The sequence below is a fragment of the Bacillus sp. ZY-1-1 genome (assembly GCF_003047165.1).
GTDB classification, from domain to species: Bacteria; Bacillota; Bacilli; order Bacillales; family Bacillaceae; genus Bacillus; species Bacillus velezensis.
This window is the reverse complement of record NZ_CP027061.1, coordinates 2,554,163-2,573,765: the sequence shown is the minus strand read 5'-3', so window position 1 is coordinate 2,573,765 and position 19,603 is coordinate 2,554,163. Positions and strand designations below refer to the sequence as shown.

17 protein-coding genes and 2 pseudogenes are annotated in these 19,603 nt (G+C 44.1%); 12 read left to right on the top strand and 7 right to left on the bottom strand.

Annotated features, from left to right (window positions below):
- The first annotated feature begins 114 nt into the window (after positions 1-114).
- Positions 115-2,082 carry a methyl-accepting chemotaxis protein gene (locus tag C5I45_RS12595; protein WP_003154642.1) on the top strand — a complete coding sequence of 656 codons (1,968 nt, stop codon included), beginning with the start codon at positions 115-117 and terminating at the stop codon, positions 2,080-2,082.
- Positions 2,083-2,162: 80 nt separating this feature from the next.
- Complete coding sequence (locus C5I45_RS12590; RefSeq protein WP_003154640.1) at positions 2,163-3,029, top strand: NAD(P)-dependent oxidoreductase; 867 nt, start codon at positions 2,163-2,165, stop codon at positions 3,027-3,029.
- A 32-nt stretch (positions 3,030-3,061) separates the two neighbouring features.
- On the opposite strand, the gene C5I45_RS12585 is transcribed toward C5I45_RS12590, so the two are convergent.
- On the bottom strand, positions 3,062-3,838 hold the full coding sequence (locus C5I45_RS12585; RefSeq protein ID WP_107994417.1) for a CAP domain-containing protein: 777 nt from the start codon (positions 3,836-3,838) through the stop codon (positions 3,062-3,064).
- 340 nt (positions 3,839-4,178) lie between these two features.
- Between C5I45_RS12585 and C5I45_RS12580 the strand changes: the two genes are divergently transcribed.
- Positions 4,179-6,311: a peptidoglycan D,D-transpeptidase FtsI family protein gene (locus C5I45_RS12580; protein WP_021493760.1), complete on the top strand. Its 2,133-nt coding sequence runs from the start codon at positions 4,179-4,181 to the stop codon at positions 6,309-6,311.
- Positions 6,312-6,488: 177 nt separating this feature from the next.
- Entirely contained in the window at positions 6,489-8,309 is a 1,821-nt protein-coding gene (locus tag C5I45_RS12575; RefSeq protein ID WP_003154628.1) for a PAS domain-containing protein, read from the top strand.
- Here C5I45_RS12575 and C5I45_RS12570 read toward each other — a convergent pair.
- Positions 8,285-9,504: pseudogene (locus C5I45_RS12570) on the bottom strand (aminotransferase A). The gene C5I45_RS12575 and the pseudogene C5I45_RS12570 sit on opposite strands and share 25 nt — an antisense overlap.
- 200 nt (positions 9,505-9,704) lie before the next feature.
- On the bottom strand, positions 9,705-9,866 hold the full coding sequence (locus C5I45_RS19770; RefSeq protein WP_007409608.1) for a hypothetical protein: 162 nt from the start codon (positions 9,864-9,866) through the stop codon (positions 9,705-9,707).
- A gap of 188 nt (positions 9,867-10,054) precedes the next feature.
- Between C5I45_RS19770 and cheV the strand changes: the two genes are divergently transcribed.
- Positions 10,055-10,966 (top strand): chemotaxis protein CheV, encoded by a 912-nt coding sequence (gene cheV, locus C5I45_RS12560; RefSeq protein ID WP_014304917.1) that lies wholly within the window; start codon positions 10,055-10,057, stop codon positions 10,964-10,966.
- Positions 10,967-11,008: 42 nt separating this feature from the next.
- On the opposite strand, the gene C5I45_RS12555 is transcribed toward cheV, so the two are convergent.
- From C5I45_RS12555 to C5I45_RS12540, 4 genes are all read right to left on the bottom strand, one after another.
- Positions 11,009-11,473 (bottom strand): YkyB family protein, encoded by a 465-nt coding sequence (locus tag C5I45_RS12555; protein WP_003154622.1) that lies wholly within the window; start codon positions 11,471-11,473, stop codon positions 11,009-11,011.
- A gap of 122 nt (positions 11,474-11,595) precedes the next feature.
- Entirely contained in the window at positions 11,596-12,888 is a 1,293-nt protein-coding gene (locus tag C5I45_RS12550) for an MFS transporter (protein ID WP_107994416.1), read from the bottom strand.
- A gap of 75 nt (positions 12,889-12,963) precedes the next feature.
- On the bottom strand, positions 12,964-13,458 hold the full coding sequence (locus tag C5I45_RS12545; RefSeq protein WP_088037173.1) for a L,D-transpeptidase family protein: 495 nt from the start codon (positions 13,456-13,458) through the stop codon (positions 12,964-12,966).
- A 74-nt stretch (positions 13,459-13,532) separates the two neighbouring features.
- Positions 13,533-14,396 (bottom strand): metallophosphoesterase, encoded by an 864-nt coding sequence (locus tag C5I45_RS12540; protein WP_003154619.1) that lies wholly within the window; start codon positions 14,394-14,396, stop codon positions 13,533-13,535.
- Between the two features lie 143 nt (positions 14,397-14,539).
- Here C5I45_RS12540 and fadH point away from each other — a divergent pair, with 143 nt between their 5' ends.
- The 7 genes and pseudogenes from fadH to cbpB all read left to right on the top strand — a co-directional run bounded on the left by fadH (position 14,540) and on the right by cbpB (position 19,566).
- A complete protein-coding gene (fadH, locus tag C5I45_RS12535) occupies positions 14,540-15,304 on the top strand; it encodes a 2,4-dienoyl-CoA reductase (protein ID WP_003154618.1) in 765 nt (254 codons plus the stop codon).
- 110 nt (positions 15,305-15,414) lie between these two features.
- Positions 15,415-15,960 (top strand): annotated as a pseudogene (locus C5I45_RS19935) (hypothetical protein).
- A 143-nt stretch (positions 15,961-16,103) separates the two neighbouring features.
- The gene (locus C5I45_RS12520) at positions 16,104-17,324 is read left to right on the top strand and encodes an EAL domain-containing protein (protein WP_069013466.1); all 1,221 of its coding nucleotides are present in this window, start codon (positions 16,104-16,106) and stop codon (positions 17,322-17,324) included.
- A 442-nt stretch (positions 17,325-17,766) separates the two neighbouring features.
- A complete protein-coding gene (locus tag C5I45_RS12515; protein WP_003154613.1) occupies positions 17,767-18,006 on the top strand; it encodes a YkuJ family protein in 240 nt (79 codons plus the stop codon).
- Positions 18,007-18,128: 122 nt separating this feature from the next.
- The gene (locus C5I45_RS12510; protein WP_003154611.1) at positions 18,129-18,647 is read left to right on the top strand and encodes a ribonuclease H-like YkuK family protein; all 519 of its coding nucleotides are present in this window, start codon (positions 18,129-18,131) and stop codon (positions 18,645-18,647) included.
- 140 nt (positions 18,648-18,787) lie between these two features.
- Complete coding sequence (abbA, locus tag C5I45_RS12505) at positions 18,788-18,979, top strand: antirepressor AbbA (protein ID WP_003154609.1); 192 nt, start codon at positions 18,788-18,790, stop codon at positions 18,977-18,979.
- Between the two features lie 143 nt (positions 18,980-19,122).
- On the top strand, positions 19,123-19,566 hold the full coding sequence (gene cbpB, locus C5I45_RS12500; RefSeq protein WP_003154608.1) for a cyclic-di-AMP-binding protein CbpB: 444 nt from the start codon (positions 19,123-19,125) through the stop codon (positions 19,564-19,566).
- Positions 19,567-19,603: the final 37 nt, after the last annotated feature.

Sequence of the window (19,603 nt, the reverse complement as noted above, 5' to 3'; positions counted from 1 at the left end):
GCATGACGGCTCTTTTTTTTGCTGCGCCAAATGACGGAAATGTTTGATATTTATTTCAAGATTTATTCATTTTCTTGGCCGAAAGACCGATATAACTCTCAGGAGGGGATGGTTATGTTTAAAAAAATGCATATCAAAATTGCTGTGTTTGTATCGGCAATGCTTATTGTAACGGTTGTTTTTTTAACGGTTTCTTCATATTTGACATTAAAGCCGATGATGACGGAGGAAGCAAAACGTACGACAGAGAATGTCACCAATTCACTCGGTCAGAACATTGAGCTTCAGCTGAAAAATGATGAGACCGTATTATTGAGATTAGCAGACGGTGAATTGTCCCGGTCTTTTCTATCAGATGGGAAGAAAGAAACCGCGCGGCTTTTTAACGATGAGTTAAAACAGATCGGACAGAATGACAAATATGTCGCGCTTACGTACGTCGGAACCGCAAACAAACAAATGTTTACATATCCAAAGGCCGATTTTGCCAAAGACTATGATCCGACAAATCGAACGTGGTATAAGATGGCGGCTGAAAAACCCGATAAGGTTGTCTGGACTGACCCTTATAAAGATGCAGTGACGGGAGACATGATCGTGACGGCGTCAAAAGCCATTCAAAACAGCGGAACCGTCGTCGGAGTGGCGAGCTTAGATTTGAAGCTGTCCTCCATTCAGAGCATGGTCAACGAGCAAAAGGTTCCGTATAAAGGATTTGCGTTTTTGGCGGATGAAAACGGCTCTCTTCTGGCCCATCCGGCAAAACAGGGAAAAAATATTTCGGAAGATCAGACGTTAAAAGACATCACTGCGGACAAAGAAGGCATCAAAGAGCTGCAAGGGAACATGGTCGTCTACCAAACGGTAAAAGAAACAGGGTGGAAAGTCGGAACGCAGTTTGAAAAAGATCAGCTGATGGGAGTAGCCGACAAAATGAACACGGTGAGCATTTTTATGTCACTGATCGCCCTTGTGATTACGATCGGACTCAGCTATTTCCTCGCAAAAACGATAACCGGGCCGATTCAGCAGCTGATCGCCAAAACAAATTCAGTCTCAGCGGGAGATTTAACCGTCCGCGCCCAGACGAAATCAAAAGATGAAGTAGGCGAGTTAACAAAAGACTTTAACCAAATGGTTGAAAATATGAAAGAGATGGTCGAACAGGTCAAGGCCTCCTCAGAAAATGTATCTGATACATCTGACCAGCTAACCGTCATTTCACAAGAAACAAATGAAACGAGCGGACAAATCGCAAAAGCGATAGAGGAAGTCGCCGCCGGAGCGACAGAGCAAGCGTCAGAGGTTGAGACGATCAACGAAAAATCAGAAAATCTCTCAGTCAAAATAAAAGGAATCGCAGATCGCGCGGGCAGCATAAAACTACTCTCAAAATCTTCAGAGGATGCCAGCTACAAAGGATTGGACGCGCTCGGGCAGTTGCTGATGAAATCAAACGAAGCCAATTCAGAAACGAAAAAAGTAGAGGCAATGCTGAATGACCTGGAAGAACAAACGAAAAACATAGAAGAAGTCGTGACGGCAATATCCGCTATTTCAGACCAGACGAATCTCTTGGCGCTGAATGCGAGCATAGAAGCCGCAAGAGCGGGAGAAAGCGGACGGGGCTTTGCCGTCGTCGCGGAAGAAGTCCGCAAGCTTGCTGAACAATCAGCTCTTTCTTCCGGCCATATCAGTGAGACGGTCCGTCTGATTCAATCTGAGACAAAAGAAGCGTCACACGCGATGATTGAGGCAAGCAGAATGAATGATGAACAAAACAGCGCCATTCATGAAACGGGTGAGGTTCTCAATCTGATTACGACGGAAATGCAGTCTCTCGTTCAAGGTATAGATCATATTTACAATGACATTCAAAAAATGAGTGAAGAACAAGCCGCGATTCAAGAAGCGATTCAAAGCATCTCCGCCATTTCTCAAGAATCTGCGGCAGCGGCGGAAGAAGTGAATGCTTCTACTGATGAACAGCTCGTTACGCTTGAAAAAGTGAAGCAATCGACTGATATGTTAAAGAGCGCAAGCGAAGATCTGATCAGCGCCATTTCTAAATTCACCTTGTGACGCGGTCTCTATCAGCCTATAATATGGTAATATAGACATGAAAGAGTGATATATGAATCGCATCAGGGGAGGAAAGCGCAGTGAACAAAACGGTCGGATTTATCGGTTTGGGCGTCATGGGAAACAGTATGGCATCGCACATTTTAGAAGCGGGCTATCCTGTTTTAGTCTACACGCGGACGAAACAAAAAGCGGAAGAGATTCTGAATAAGGGAGCGGTCTGGCAGGAGACGGTCAAAGACCTTTCAGAGAAAGCTGACATTATTATTACCATGGTCGGCTATCCGAGTGATGTCGAGGAAATCTATCTCGGCGAAAACGGCATTCTCCGGCACGCAAAAGAAGGGGCGTTTGTCATTGACATGACGACATCAAAACCGTCTCTGGCGAAGAAGATAGCGGAGAAAGCCAAAGAAAAATCCATTCACGCCCTGGATGCACCCGTTTCCGGCGGAGACATCGGCGCGCGGAACGGAACGCTTGCCATTATGGCCGGAGGAGAAAAAGAAGCGTTTGAAGCATGCCTGCCGCTTTTCTCCGTTATGGGGGAAAACATTCAGTATCAAGGGCCGGCTGGCAGCGGCCAGCATACGAAAATGTGCAATCAGATCGCGATTGCAGCAGGAATGGTCGGAGTGGCTGAAGCGATGGCTTACGCGGAAAAATCCGGTCTGAACCCGGAACAAGTGCTGAAAAGCATTACAACCGGAGCGGCTGGCAGCTGGTCATTGTCCAACCTCGCTCCCCGTATGCTGAAAGGCGATTTTGCGCCCGGATTTTACGTGAAACACTTTATTAAAGACATGGGAATTGCTCTTGAAGAAGCGGAGCTCATGGGAGAAGAAATGCCCGGATTGGCGCTGGCCAAATCATTGTACGACAAGCTTTCCGCGCAAGGTGAAGAAAACAGCGGAACTCAAAGCATTTATAAGCTTTGGGTGAAATAAAAAAGATTGCCCGCCGGGCAATCTTTTTTTATTTATTTTCCGATGAATTGTTGTGTCCAGATGTTTCCTGATTCTACATAACCTACACCGATTTGAGTGAACTCAGGATTCATGATGTTCTTTCTGTGGCCTTCACTGTTCATCCAAGCTTTAACGACGGCTTCAGGAGTCGTCTGCCCTTTGGCGATATTTTCACCGGCAGTTTTATAAGTGATTCCGAAAGACTTCATCATATCGAAAGGTGAGCCGTAAGTCGGACTTTGGTGATCGAAATAGTTTTTGTCTTTCATATCTTGTGATTTTGCGTGAGCTGATTTGCTTAATTTTTCATCAATCTGCAGAGGTTTTAAGCCTTGCTTTTGTCTCTCTGCATTTGTCAATTCAACGACTTTCTTTTCGTACGCACTGACAGATGAAGGAGTTTTCTCGCTGCTGTTGTTTGTGTTATCTGTCTGCTTTGCATTGTCAGCCGTCTTGTTTTGATCGGCTTTCGGTTTTTCGGCAGCTGCCGGAGCCGTTTTTGCCGGTGTTTCTTTTTGTACATCCCTAACTGTCATGTCAGAATGCTTTGCGTGTTTTTGCAGCAGCTGTTTCAGTTCTTTCTCATTTTTAACGTTCAGCTGTTTCGCGCTCGTTTTCATATGTAGTTTTTCAACAGCCTCTTGAAGAGTCAGATGCTGTACGGTGTTTCCTTTTTTCACGGTAACGACGTGCTGGCATGACAGCTCTTTGGCAGATGCCTGCTGAATGCCTCCGAATGTAATCAAACTGACTGCCGCGGCGGCAGATAAGAGAAATGCTTTTTTCATAAGTTTATAGCCTCCCAGAGAAGTTGTTTTTTTCTACATGAAAAATCTTATCACAGCTTTTTTGTCATAATGCAGGCAGCCATTTCCTTTGACAACAAACGTTTGTCATAATTGTAATTGAGCACAGAAAAATGGCTTTATATCAGGAAAAACGATCTGTATTTATTTTTTAAAATCCGTTACATCTCTTCAAATTATTTGAAGTGTTAGATATATTTTAAGATAATTTGATCTTGACAGTTTTTTTTACCCGTTTTCGCTGTAACAACTTTTACAAAAATGTTACAATTAAAATCTGTTTATGTAAATATATTCAATGATTTGAGAGGTGTAACAGAAAGTGGCTGAAGTCGCGCGCGAACCAAAGAAAAAAACGAAACGTTACAGAGCGCTGAGAATGAATCTCTATTTTTTGATTGTTTTTCTTCTCTTTACGGCACTGATTTTTAAACTCGGCATCGTCCAGATTGTCGAAGGGGATAAACACCGCCAGGATGCAGAGAAGGCAAATGCAAAAACCGCCTATTATCCGACACCGCGGGGAAAAATGTATGACAAGCGGAACAGGGTGGCGGTTGATAACCAGGCTGTGCCTGAAATTGTATACGTTTCTACCTCAAAAACCTCGGCAAAGGACAAATTGAAAACGGCAAAAAATCTCGCCGCACTGATTCATATTGATACTGAATTTATGAAGGATCGAAATATCATTGATTACTGGCTTGCGGCACATCCGAAGAAGGCGGAAAAGCTTATGAAGGATTCAGAAAACAGCCTGAAATCCCAAGAAGTGTACAAACGCCAGATTGAACGCGTTCCGAAGCAGGAGATTGATGCGATCAAACAAGATAAAAAAGAGCTGCAAATTGCGGCGATTTATACGCGTTTTTCAAGCGGCAACGCCTATCAGCCGCAAGTCGTCAAATCAATGGACCCGAATAAGCTGAACGGAAACGGAAACAGCGGTTCATTGCTTGACGAGCATGAAAACAACAAGCAAAAACCAAAAAGCGATCTGACATATGAAGAAGTTTCCGTCGTATCCGAGCACCTGAAAGAGCTCCCCGGCATTGACGTGATCAATGACTGGACGCGAAAATATCCATACGACAAAACGCTGTACTCTCTGTTCGGCGGTGTGACGACACCGGAACAGGGATTGTTGGGCGAACGGAAAGATTACTATGTCACAAGAGGCTACTCACTGAATGACCGGGTGGGAAAAAGCTACATCGAATATCAGTATGAGGACTATTTAAACGCGCATAAAGAAAAAGTAGAGTATGTGGAAAACAGCAAAGGTGAGGTCGTCAGCCAAAAGCCCGTCGATGAAGGCAGCAGAGGCTACGATCTGCAACTCTCGCTCGATATGGAATTACAGTCGAAAGTCGAAAAAGTCATTGAAAAAGAGCTGAGAAGAAGCCGCGCCGCAGGCAACTATATGGTTGACAGAGGATTTGCCGTCATGATGGACCCGAACAACGGGGATATTCTCTCAATGGCGGGGAAACGCATCGATCTCGAAACAAATAAAACACAGGATTTTGCGATCGGAGCATTTACGACCCAATATGAGATGGGCTCTTCTGTTAAAGGAGCGACTGTTCTCGCGGGTTACCAAAGCGGCCTCCCGCATTATAAAACGTTTGTCGATGCACCGCTTGTATTTAAAGGCAAAACGAGAAAACAATCGTGGACACAAATGGGAGCCATTACTGAGCTGACCGCGCTGCAAAGAAGTTCAAACGTGTATATGTTTCATGTGGCCATGCATATCGCCGGCATTACCTACAGGCCGTACGGCACGCTGCCTGCCGGATTAGACGATATTAAAAAAATGCGCAACTACTACGCCCAATTCGGTTTGGGTGTGAAGACCGGGATTGATCTTCCGCAGGAATCAGCGGGCATGCAGTCAAATCCGCAAATGGTCGGGGGATTGCTGCTTGACTTTGCGATCGGACAGTTTGATACGTATACGCCGCTTCAAATGGCTCAATATATTTCAGCCATCGCAAACGGCGGGTATCGCGTCCAGCCGCGGATCGTCACAAGCATTCATGAACCGGACAGCAAAAATAAGATTGGAAAAGCGATTGAACAGCGGGATATTAAAATTTTGAACAAAGTAAATAACAGTCCGAGCGATTTTGACCAAGTTCATAAAGGAATGAAATTGGTCACAAGCTCACCTCAAGGAACGGCTTATTCAACATTCCAAGGTTCCGGCGCTGATGTTTCCGGAAAAACGGGAACCGCGGAGACGCACTATTACGGCACGAACAAAAACTGGTGGGGGAAGTACACGTATAACCTGACCTTTGTCGGCTATTATCCGTCAGAGCATCCAAGAGTGGCATTCAGCGTCGTCGTTCCGTCTGTTGGAAATGATAAAGATCATGTAAGCAAAAACATTGCTAAGGGAGCAATTGACGCTTACAAAGAACTTGAAAAGAAATACAATAAAAAATAACAAATGAAAGGGCGGCCGAACATCTCGTGCGCCCTTTCTTTCATTCAGGAAAATTGACGTTCACAATAAGAATAGAAGGAGAATGCTTATTTTTTAGCGAATCAATCTAGTGGAATTTCTTTTTATATCAGTCCGTGTCCAGCCTGCAGTGCGAGTATAATGCAAAGGAGGGATTCTGTGGAACAGGATACTCAGCATGTCAAACAGTTTCAATCGAAAACCGATCTTCATGCCGTTTTGACGTCTAACGGGCGTATTATGTATATTTCTGCAAACTGCAAATCGTATTTCAGTTATTCTCAGGAAGAGATGATCGGGTCATTTCTCAAAACGTTCCTGCATGAAGAAGATCAATTTTTGGTTGAAAGTTACTTCTATAATGAGCATCATTTGATGCCTTGCACCTTTCGTCTTATTAAAAAAGATCATACCATCGTATGGCTTGAAGCGGGTGTGGAAATTGTCACACCGCAAATGGAGGGGACGGATCGGGAAATCATCCTCAAAATCAAGGTGCTTGAGGAGAAGACGCCCCGCCGGCCTTATATGTATGAACAAAAGAAGCAAAAGGCAGAACAACAGTCTGAAGATGCGGCTGGAAACGGCGAATTCGAGCGTCTTGTCGAAATGCTGCCGAATCCTTTATATGTCAGCATCAACGGCACAATCGCCTACGCCAACAACGCGATGCTTGCCATGCTGGGAGCCGAAAGCAAAGACGAGGTAATCGGCAGGCGCTCTTATGAGTTTATTGAAGAAGAGTATCACGACATTGTGAAAAACCGAATTGTGCGGATGCAAAAAGGAATGGAAGTCGGAATGATCGAACAGACGTGGAGAAGGCTCGACGGCACGCCCGTTCATTTAGAAGTGAAGGCGGCACCGACGACATATAAAAATCAGCGGGCGGAATTGCTGCTTCTGATTGATATTTCTTCACGGAAAAAATTCCAAACGATTCTGCAAAAAAGCAGAGAGCGTTATCAGCTCCTCATTCAGAATTCAATTGACACGATCGCCGTGATTCACAATGATAAGTGGGTATTCATGAATGAATCGGGCATTTCGCTGTTTGAGGCTGAAACATATGAAGATTTAATCGGGAAAAACGTCTATGATCAGCTTCATCCCTGTGATCATGACGGCGTGAAACAGCGGATCCAAAATATTATCAACCGAAAGACCGAGTCAGAAATCATTAAGCAATCGTGGTTTACCTTTAAAAACCGGCTGATCTACACGGAAATGGTCTGCATTCCGACGACGTTTTTCGGAGAAACGGCCGTGCAGGTCATTCTGCGTGACATTTCTGAGCGGAAGCAGACGGAGGAATTAATGCTGAAGTCGGAAAAGCTGTCTATCGCAGGGCAGCTGGCGGCGGGGATCGCTCACGAAATCCGCAATCCGCTGACGGCGATCAAAGGATTTTTACAGCTCATGAAGCCGACGATGGAGGAAAACGAACATTACTTTGAAATTGTGTTTTCTGAACTGAGCAGAATCGAATTAATTTTAAGTGAGCTTTTAATGCTTGCCAAACCTCAGCAAAACGCCGTGAAAGAGCGTGTAAACTTAAAGAAAATTATAAGTGAAGTGACCGCTCTTTTAGAGACGCAGGCGAATCTTAAAGGGATTTTTATCAAAACGGATTACGAACATGACAGCATGTATATTAACGGTGATCAAAATCAGCTGAAACAGGTGTTTATCAATCTGATTAAAAATGCCGTTGAGTCGATGCCGGATGGGGGAACGGTTCACATCATCATGACAGAAGATGAGTATTCCGTTAATGTGACGGTGAAAGACGAGGGCGACGGGATACCGGAAAACGTGCTGAAACGAATAGGCGAACCGTTTTTGACAACGAAAGAAAAAGGAACCGGCCTGGGGCTGATGGTCACATTCAACCTTATTAAAAACCACCAGGGAGCCATCCAAGTAGACAGCAAACCGGACAGAGGCACGGCCTTTCACATTACATTCCCGAAACAATAAAAAAACAACGGCGTTATGCCGTTGTTTAAATAGTCTGCATGGATTCTCTCGTTTTTAAAATAAATGCTTCCAGCCGGTCCAAGCCTTCTCTCAATGTATCCAGTGAATATGCGAATGACAGCCTCACATACCCTTCACCCAACTTTGAAAACGAGCTGCCGGGCACAAGAGCCACACCTGCATCCTCTAAAAGAGCCATACTAAAATCAAACGATGACATTCCGAATGACTTAATGGAAGGGAAGATATAAAATGCGCCTGACGGCTTTACGACGTCAAGCCCCATTGAAACAAGACGGTCATATACATAGTCAAGCCGCTTTTTATACTGTTCTCTCATAATAAGCGCATCATCAACACCGTTTGTCACCGCTTCAAGAGCCGCTTTCTGAGAGATTGAAGACGCGCATGTCACACTGTATTGGTGAACTTTTAAGATGTGCTTGGCAATTTCTTTCGGTGCGAAAATGAAACCGATTCTCCAGCCCGTCATGCTGTGTGATTTTGACAGGCCGTTGATGACGATCGTCTGGTCTCTCAAATAAGACGCGATCGAATAATGCGGTCTGTCATAGGTTAATTCGCTGTAAATCTCATCAGACAGGACAAAAACATTTCTGCCCTTCAGGACGGCTGCGATGTTTTGCAGCTCTTCCTCAGACAATGTCACACCGGTCGGATTTGACGGATAAGGAAGAATGACGCATTTTGTTTTTGGTGTCAGCGATTCTTCAATAAGCCGCGCCGTCAGCTTAAATCCGTGTGTCGTCGTATCCACATGAACCGGAACGGCGCCCGACATGCGGATGATCGGTTCGTAGCCCGGATATATCGGTCCGGGGAGAATAACTTCATCGCCTGGAGATAAAATCGTCCGCAAAGACGCGTCAATCGCTTGGCTTGCCCCGGTTGTGACGATGATTTCAGTTTCAGCCTCATAATTCAAATCAGCTTTTTTCTTCATATAAAGCTGTACGGCCTGTCTCAGCTCAAGGCCGCCCGCGTTCGGAGTATATGCCGTTGCGTTCTCGTCGATTGCCTTTTTGGCAGCCGCTTTGACATGGTGCGGCGTGAAGAAATCCGGTTGGCCGATCGTAAGCGAAATGACATTGGCGTGCTGAGCTACAAGATTTGAGAATTTGCGAATTCCTGAAATTTCAATTTCTTTTACATTCGGATTAAGCAAATGTTCCATAATTCATCACCTTATACTATATATTGAGTTTATCCTATTTTACCACTAGCTGAGCATTTGTCATCTTTTTATTGAACTATCCCGAGTATATGTCCGATATGTGAAAACATACCTTCTTTCAGAAAAAAATAAGACAACCAGCTGAAATGATTGTCTTCATTGTATCATGATCTATCTATTGTGATATGTGGCGAATGTCATTAATACCCGTATTCAAAGCTGACGTCTTCCCGCCATAAGATGTATGGAGCGGGCTTGTCGGGACGCTCTTTCGCCTCTTTTTTCATTTGCAGGTAAGCCGTTTTGCTGATATCTTCTAACACCGTCATTTGATCTTGGTCGAATATGACTACTGTACCCATTTATTACACCCTTCTTCCTGAAAAATCCTTGACTATTTTACCACTCGATGTCAAAAAGTCAATGGGATATCAGAAAAAAGCATCTTTTTATAAAGAGTTCATGGCCAGTTGGCCCGAATACATTCACTTTTTCCGTTTACAGCCGATATATACAGTACAATACTGAATGCGGATAGCGAGGGATTGAATTGTCTTTACAACAATACGATATTTTATTGGATTCAGGCACAAACGAATTAGAAATCGTCAAATTTGAAGTAGGCGTCAATACATTTGGCATAAATGTGATGAAAGTCCGGGAAATCATTCAGCCGGTAGATGTCACATCTGTGCCTCAGTCTCATAAAGACGTAGAAGGGATGATTAAGCTGAGAGGCGAAATTCTTCCCGTCATCAGTCTGTATTCCTTTTTCGGCGTTGATGCCGAAGGAGCAAAAGACGATAAATATATCGTAACGGAATTCAACAAGCGGAAAATCGTCTTTCACGTCGGTTCCGTTTCACAAATCCACAGGGTGTCCTGGGAGGCGATTGAAAAGCCGACTTCCCTGAACCAGGGGATGGAGCGGCATTTAACGGGAATCATCAAACTGGAAGACACGATGATCTTTCTGCCTGATTATGAAAAGATCATTTACGATATTGAATCGGCATCCGGAGTTGAGACTTATCATGTCCATCAGGAAGGATTTGATGAAAGACGGGCGGGTAAAAAACTGATCATCGTTGAAGATTCGCCGCTTCTGATGCGTCTTTTGACGGATGAGCTGACTGAGGCGGGGTACAGTGAAATCGTTACATTTGAAAACGGAAAAGAAGCGTATGATTACGTCGTGGAACTGACGGATAACGGAGCAAACCTGTCAGATCATATTGACATGATTATCAGTGACATTGAGATGCCGAAAATGGACGGGCATCGTTTGACGAAGCTCCTTAAGGATAACCCGCAAAGCTCTGATGTGCCGATTATGATTTTCTCGTCCCTGATTACGGACGACCTGCGCCACCGGGGCGAAGTAGTCGGAGCGGATGAACAGATCAGCAAGCCTGAAATCAGCGAGCTCATTAAAAAAGTGGATACGTACGTGATTGAATAGAAAAAAGCCGATGCATGACGCATCGGCTTTTTTGCGGCGGAATTAAAAATAACTCTCACCAAGTTTTTTAAATACGGGTTTATGATAAGCGGGCTGCTGCCTGTTGGCGGCAAGCGGTTTTTCCTTTAAGCCCACATATTTTTGCAATACGTTTTTCGCTTTTGTCAAAGACATTTGTGCTTTAGGATTGCGGTACGATTGATTTAGCGTACCTAAATGCGGAAGATGCTGGAAGTCTTCTTTTGTTGGAGGCATGTGAAAATAGTAGTCTCCGATAGAGATAAGTACGTCTGACTGCTGTTGGCTAAACCTGGGATTATTTGAAAAGTGAAGCCCTATTTTTTTCCCTTTGCCTTCTTTCACAAGCTTTTGTAATGCCCGTTTTTTCAGCAGATAAAGGTATTTAGGGTTGGGGGCGGTTTTTGCATGGCGGTTCACAGTATAAACAGCTTTTGAAAGATTCTCGATGGTTGGCTGCAGCTCTTTCGAATAAGCGTGGTCGTCCATTATTTCTCTCCTTTGCATTGATCAAGTTCATATATAGATTATACTTTTTTAGCGTTGAAATGCAAATATTGATTATAAAAATACGCCTTTTTCTGATGAAAAGGGCGCATTTTTTTCCTTTATTAGACAGGTTTCGCATGTTTTTCGGAATCAGCCTTTAATGATTGCTGCACATCGACCTCTGCTGCCTCGGCGCTGTATTTCGGAAGAGCGATAAAATAGAACACAAATACCGCTAAAATCACGATTCCCATGCCGTAATAAAGGTAATCAATATTGGAAACGAATTTCGGAAATAACAGGGCAACCAGTCCGAGTGTAATCGATTGGGCAAACATCATAAAAGGATCCTGCCAGCCGCTGACCCGGCCCATTATTTTCGGATGAACGATTTTCGGCATCCAGCCGCCGATGGCGATATTGACAGGGCCGATGCACATGCCGAGGATGAAAGCCGCCGCATAATAAATCCACAGCTTATCCGTATAGCCGAGGACAAAAATGAGCAGTCCGGCTGCCAAAATAGGAATCGACATCAAATGATGCGGTTTGACTTTTTTTGCGATCATTGTTCCGATCACACTTCCTGCAAGCAGGCCGAAGCCGAGTGCGACGGTGAAGATGGAAGTATGTGATTCGTAATGATCAGGCGCAAGTCCGTATTTCATCGTAAACATCGGCAGTACGGCAAAGCCGCCGTTGACAAAACCAAAGATAAAAAAGCCGAAAATAAGGGAAGCAAGCAATTTGTTTTTAACAATATATAAGATCCCTTCCTTAAAATCAGCGACCGAGTCTTTCAGAAACGAATCTCCCCATTTAAAAGGGCCGTTCGGCTGACGGGCTTCTTTCGGAATGCGGCAGGCGCGGATCAGAAAGCCTGATACAATAAAGCTGACAAAATCAAGGATAATAGCTCCGTGAATACCGATCGTTTTATACATAAACGCGCCCATACCGACGCCGAATACCATAAAGATGCTGAACAGGATCTGGTTAAGTCCCGCCGCTTTCGCATAATGCTCCTTAGGCAGAATAGCTTGTACAAGGCTGGCTTCCGCCGGGAAAAAGAACTTGGTCACGGCGCTTCTGATGAACAAAATACAGAACACGAGAGGGATGCTCCCGGTGTATAATGCGGCAAACAATACGATCGTCAGTCCGGCTCTGATCCAGTCACAATTCTCTGCGACCTTTTTCCTGTCAAGCCGGTCAGCTGCGACACCGACAATCAGAAATACGAAAACTGTGGGCAGTGAATACATCAGCTCAGCCAAAGTTGTGTATGCCGGCTGGTTTGAAAAATGGTCCAGCAAGTAAAAAGCGAAAGCCATATTACCTACAGTCGTTCCCATTTGAGAAGCGAGTGCTGCGAAAAAGAGACGGACAAAATTGCGATTTTTAAATATATCCATAAACACGCTCCTTACCCTAAAGGTCCCACTGTAATATATTATCATCAGCTCGTTCCATTAACAAATAAGATCTTTCTATCTTATAATGGTCACCCTTGTTCCATTAGGAACGGTAGCGGCAAGTTCAGTGACGTCCTGATTATACATCCGGATGCATCCTTTTGATACCGCTTTGCCGATGGAGGAAGGGTTATTTGTTCCGTGAATGCCGTAATGAATTTTAGAGAGGCTGAGCCAATAAGCGCCGAACGGGCCGCCGGGCTTGGGCTGGCGGTTCACAATGTAAAATTCTCCGGTCGGCGTGGTCGTCAATATTTTTCCGACGGCGATGGGGTACGTACGGATGAGCCTGCCGAGGCGGTATAACTCCAGTTTCTTCGCTCCGATATACACGACAATGGAATAGGGAATGGTGGATGGGTCGGGAAGATTCGGTATGATAATGTGCTGTCCCGCGTATATGACCGATTGGATTGAGGGATTTGCCTGAAGGAGAGCAGCAGTGCTTATTCTGAAGTCTTGCGCAATGCTTGAGATGGTTTCTCCTTGTTTCACTTGATATGTCAGCAGTTTCATCACCCTCCTTTTTGCTCTTTTCCATATACATATTACGGAGGGGGTGTCTGTGCATCGGGATAAAAGTCTTATTTTTGTACGGTTTTCAATGTGAACAGCGTGATTTCCGGTCTGGCTAAAAATCGATACGGCAGTCTTGTCGTACCGAGCCCGCGATTGACGTAAACGGCTGTGTCATGCAGCGTATACATGCCGTCGGTATACGTTTTTCCGTATGGAGGCGTAATGAGAGGGCCGAAAAACGGGAGCTGGACCTGGCCGCCGTGAGTGTGTCCCGACAGCTGGAGGTTTACGGGATATCCGCCGATCTTGAGAGCGGCATCAGGCTCGTGGACGATTAAAATGGAAAACGCATCTTCGGAAAGGCGGGACAGGGTGCCTTCATAATCGGGTTTTCCGAGCATTACATCATCCAAAAACGCGAGTTCAATCCGGCTTCCGTCTGTCAGCTGCACCTGACGGTAGCCATTTCGAAGCACTTGAAAATCAGCCGCTTCCATCAGAGCCTTGTACGTGTTCGTACCGTAGCCTCCGTGGTCATGGTTTCCGTAAACACAAAGTTTGCCGAAGGGAGCTTCCAGATTTTGCAGCACGGCCAGTGCTTGCTGGTGATCATTAAATAAATGCGGCTTATCAATTAAATCTCCCGTAAAGATGAGCAGATCGGGTTTCAGCTGATTGATCTTTTCCGCTGCTTTATTCAAGTCACCGGATGTAAACACATCACTGAGATGCGTATCGCTGAATTGAACGATTTTAAAATTGTCAAAGCCGCGGGGGATCAGGCGGCTGGTGATTGTATGACGGGTGATCTCAATCATGCGCGGTTCAATATACCGGGCATAGCCGTAACCTCCGCAAGCCGTTGCGAGAGTTGCACCCAAAATGCCGAATCCTCTTTTTAAAAATGTTCTTCTCGTCATTTTCTCCATATGTAAAACCAACCTTTGTCAGAGTTGTTCTATTATATCATCAGCCTGGCTGAAAAATCCCTTCTCAGCATGTAATGACGCGGAAAGATATCTATGATAAAATTATGAATGATTATTCATTCAATAAAAGGGGTGGGTTTGTTATGGATAAGAAAGCGGTAATCATTACAGGCGGTTCGAGCGGCATGGGAAAAGCAATGGCGAAAAAACAGGCTGAATTAGGATGGCACGTCATGGTGACAGGGAGGAACCATGAAGCACTTGAGGAAACAAAAAAAGAAATTGAGACCTTTGAGGGGCAGGTCGCCTGTTTTCAAATGGATGTCCGTTCTGATTCCGCCGCTTCAGACATGATTACAGAAGCGAAAAAAGTCTTTGGCCGGCTCGATGCGCTGATTAACAATGCGGCCGGCAATTTTATTTGCCCGGCAGAGAAGCTGACGCCCAATGGATGGAAAGCTGTTATTGAGATTGTTTTAAACGGCACATTTTTCTGCAGCCAAGCCGCGGCAAGGCATTGGATCGAGCAGGAGCAGAAGGGCGTCATCTTAAATATGGCCGCTACATACGCATGGGGAGCGGGAGCGGGTGTCGTTCATTCCGCTGCAGCCAAAGCGGGGGTATTGTCATTGACAAGAACGCTGGCCGTTGAATGGGGGAGCAAATACGGCATCCGGACAAACGCGATAGCCCCCGGCCCGATTGAACGGACAGGCGGTGCGGAGAAGCTGTTTGAATCGGAAAAAGCGGTGTCCCGCACTATGAACAGTGTGCCGCTCGGCCGTCTGGGGACACCGGAGGAAATCGCCGCTTTGGCAGCGTTTTTGCTATCCGATGAAGCATCCTATATAAACGGGGATTGTATCACAATGGACGGGGGGCAATGGCTGAATCCTTACCCGTTTTAATTCACATGACATATTTTGCAAAACAAGCGAACGTTAAAGGTGACCGTTCGCTTGTTTTATTTTTCTATTCAAAATTATGATATAATTTTTAAAGATTAAGAGGTGAATAAGTGAAGAAATTATTAAAATGGTTCGTTGTACTATTTGTAAGCAGTTTCGTTATCATCTTTAATATTTGGTACTTTATCATTTGCGCTTTTACTCCGGAGTATTATCAAAATACCAATCTTACATCTGATGAAATAATCAGATTTGAAAAGCTATATCATATAGATTTTCCTGATGAAACGAAATTTATTAAAGCCAGGGAGTATTTGAGTGGGCTCGGAGGCGATACATCGGCTGTATGATATGTGTCTCTGCCAACCAAGCTGGCGGAAATTTTATCTGATTATACGTATATGCCAATAAATCATACTGATCATGCCGGTTCAATGTATGGAGTTGACGTTTCCAAGAGTGCTGGCGGGTTAACAACTCTTACATTTGGCACTTTAGATAAAAAAGGAACTTTCTTTCAGTTGAAACATGATGATGATTGGATATTTAACAGTACTGATTGGAGCCATTATTTTTGGACAGCCGCCGGTTATCATGCTCTTATATTTATCCTTTTATTTGTAATGGTAAAACAAATGAATAACGTCCTTAATTAACCGGTCTGAAGAGTGATCTTAAAAAGTTTACCCCTTTTATTTTAAACTGCTGCCATACTGCCTCCTTTTTCCCCTAATCTAAACATTTGTGGTGCTGATATAATTGTGTATAATCAGACAAAGATAGAGAAGCAGGTGATAACATGTTGGACCCACTTGATATACTGACGAATATTGATGATGTTATTCCGTATTACCAAGCGATTTTTAACGCTGAGGAACAAAGAGTCGTAGGCTACGAAGTGCTTGGCCGTATTTTGGCAGATGCGGAGATTGAGAGCCTCGGGCCGTTTTTCTTAGATTCCGGTATTCCGGAAGAATATAAGCTTGAGGTCGATGACAGAGTCATCAGGCAGGCGCTGAAGCGGTTTAAAGAAGCTGATCGCGATCTGTTGATTTTTATCAATCAGGATGCGAATGTATTGATGCTTGACCACGGCGAGAGCTTTCTTGAGCTTTTGAAAGAATACGAAGAGCAGGGCATTGAATTGAACCGTATTGTGCTTGAGATCACCGAGCACAATTTCGAAGGCGACATTGAACAGCTGTACCATATGCTTGCCTACTATCGTACATACGGCATTAAAATCGCGGTGGACAATATAGGTAAGGAGAGCAGCAACCTGGACAGAATCGCGCTCCTTTCACCGGACCTTCTGAAAATAGATTTGCAGGCGCTGAAAGTATCTCAGCCGTCACCTTCGTATGAGCATGTGCTGTACAGCATTTCATTGCTGGCGAGAAAAATCGGCGCCGCGCTGCTGTATGAAGATATAGAAGCTGATTTTCAGCTCCAGTACGCATGGAGAAACGGAGGCCGATTTTTTCAAGGTTATTATCTGCAGGCACCGAGCGGCGATTTTATAGACCGGAGCCTGTTAAAAGCACGCTTGAAAACGGAGTTTCAGCAATTTATCACGAGAGAAAAAAAGAAGCTGGAGACAGTATACGAACACTCTGAGAATTTTTATAAGCGGGTCAATCAGGCAGTTTCCGAGCTGAAGAAAACCCATCAGGCGGACGATGAGTTTATTAAAAAACTGGCGGAAAACCTGACCGACTGCTGTTTCAGAATTTATATGTGTGATGAAGAAGGCTATCAGCTGACGGGAAATGTGTTCAAGCAGTCCGGCGAATGGCTTTATCAGCCTGAATACGTGGAGAAAAACTGGAGCTGGCGTCCGTACTTTTTAGAAAACATTATGAAGATGCGGAATTCAAGAAAAGGCTTTTTCAGTGACCTGTACAGTGATATTGAGACGGGTGAGATGATCAGAACCTTTTCATATCCGATGGATGACAATATGTATTTATTTATCGATCTGCCTTACTCTTATTTATATGAACAGGACGGGTTACTTTAAAGCGGCTGCTGTAAGCCGCTTTTTTTATAAATGTGAAAAAGTTTTAAAAAACGATTGACAATGATAGTGATAATCATTATCATTTAGTTATAGAGAGAAGTTACTCTCTGTTCCCCAACCCCTCTATCAGATCAAGATCCGAAAAAGCTTGGCGCTACCCCCGCCAAGTTTTTTTATGCTGTCTCCTCATAAAAGGTCTTCTCCTCACATACATCTGACAATGGCGGCTCAAAAAGCGAAAAATTATTTTTGAAAGGCGTATGACATTCCGAAAAAAGCTTCAAACTATTCGAAAACACGGTTTTCCCGTTTATTTCTTTTTGAAAATCCAGCGGGAAAATGCCATCCCGGTCTACTTTATGGTATGATGCTCTGTAGGACTTGTATTATAATAAATACTTGTTGATTTGAAGTTGTTTTTTGAAAGGAGTCTTTTTTTAGAATGTCACAATTAATGGGTATCATCACGCGGCTGCAAAGTCTGCAAGAAACAGCGGAAGCGGCTAACGAGCCGATGCAGCGTTATTTTGAAGTTAACGGCGAAAAAATTTGCAGTGTTAAATATTTCGAAAAAAATCAAACGTTTGAACTGACGGTTTTCCAAAAAGGTGAAAAACCTAACACATATCCGTTTGATAACATTGACATGATTTCTATTGAAATTTTTGAGCTCCTTCAGTAATGTGATTTGATTTTTCAGGCTGACCAAGCTTCCGGTCTTCCGCAAGCGGAGCTTTATTAAATTATGCAAAGGAACGTGCTTGTTCGTTTGGTTGTAGACTCTGGAAAGAGGAGTGTCCGTACATGGCTGATTCTTTTCTGTTTTATAATCTTTCTGAGGCACAGATGACCTTTCAAGACGTGACGGAGCGGCTGAAACGCTTTGTCAATAAAGACCCCCGTTCAGCATACGTGCTGTCTGTAGGGACTGATTCACAAGTTTACCGCGACTTCACAAAGTTTATTACGGCAATACACTTGCACCGTACAGGCAAGGGAGCTTGGGGCTGTTTGAAAAATCACGACCTTGCAAGACCGATACATAGCCTTCGCGAAAAAATCTCGCTGGAAACCGCGTTCAGCCAGGAGATGGCTGCGCATATCCTCGACGGCTGTCTTATGGAACTGACAGATTTGCTCTTGCCTTTTGCGGATGAAGGGGCGGATCTTTCATTTGAAGTGCATCTGGATATCGGTCAAAAAGGGCTGACAAAAGAATTGATACAAGAAATGACCGGCCGCATTACCTCGATGGGCATTGAAGCGAAAATCAAGCCCGATTCCTGCACAGCATTCAGTTATGCCAATCGTTACACAAAATAATATTTCATACAGAATCCGCAAAATGTCGAATTATGCGGTTGACGATTTTTTTCTGTTTACTTATTCTAGCGGTAGAGCTGAAAGCAAATTTCACATTGCTTTCAGAGGTATTCAGTTAAAAATAGGGGGCCTGATTACGTATGAGTCTTATCAGTGAACGATTTACGGAAGAAGAACAGAAACTTCTGCTGAATATCCTGATCAATCAAGAATATGCCATTGAGCTTTTGACCAGCGAAATCAACGATATAGAAGCAGGGTCAAAAAGCGTTGATGGAACCACTTATAAAAAACTCGTAACGCTCTATGACCGTTTTCGGAACGAAAATTAATCAGCGGCCTATAAATTGATACTCGATTGCAAAGAGTATCTTTTTTATTGACGGAAACTTTTCGACAAAAAATGATAATGTTTATATTATTGCAATATAGGGAATACATGCTTTGATGAAAAATGTAAAGGGGTCGAAGTGACATGATTAGCTTACAATCAGATCAGCTTCTTGATGCAACAGTCGGACAATTTATGATCGAGGCGGATAAAGTGGCGCACGTTCAAGTCGGAAACAACCTTGAGCATGCTCTATTAGTGCTGACGAAAACCGGCTATACCGCCATTCCCGTCCTTGACGCTTCGTACCGTCTGCACGGTTTGATCGGGACAAATATGATTATGAACAGCATTTTCGGACTTGAACGGATCGAGTTTGAGAAGCTGGATCAAATTACGGTTGAGGAAGTCATGCTGAAAGACATTCCCCGTCTCCACATCAATGATCCGATTATCAAAGGGTTCAGCATGGTCATTAACAACGGCTTTGTCTGCGTTGAAAATGATGAAGGCGTCTTTGAAGGCATTTTCACGAGAAGAGTCGTATTAAAGCAGTTGAGCAGTCATATCAGATCATTGAATAAGTAGGCTCGCACGGTCAGCCTATTTGTTCTTTCGCATGCCA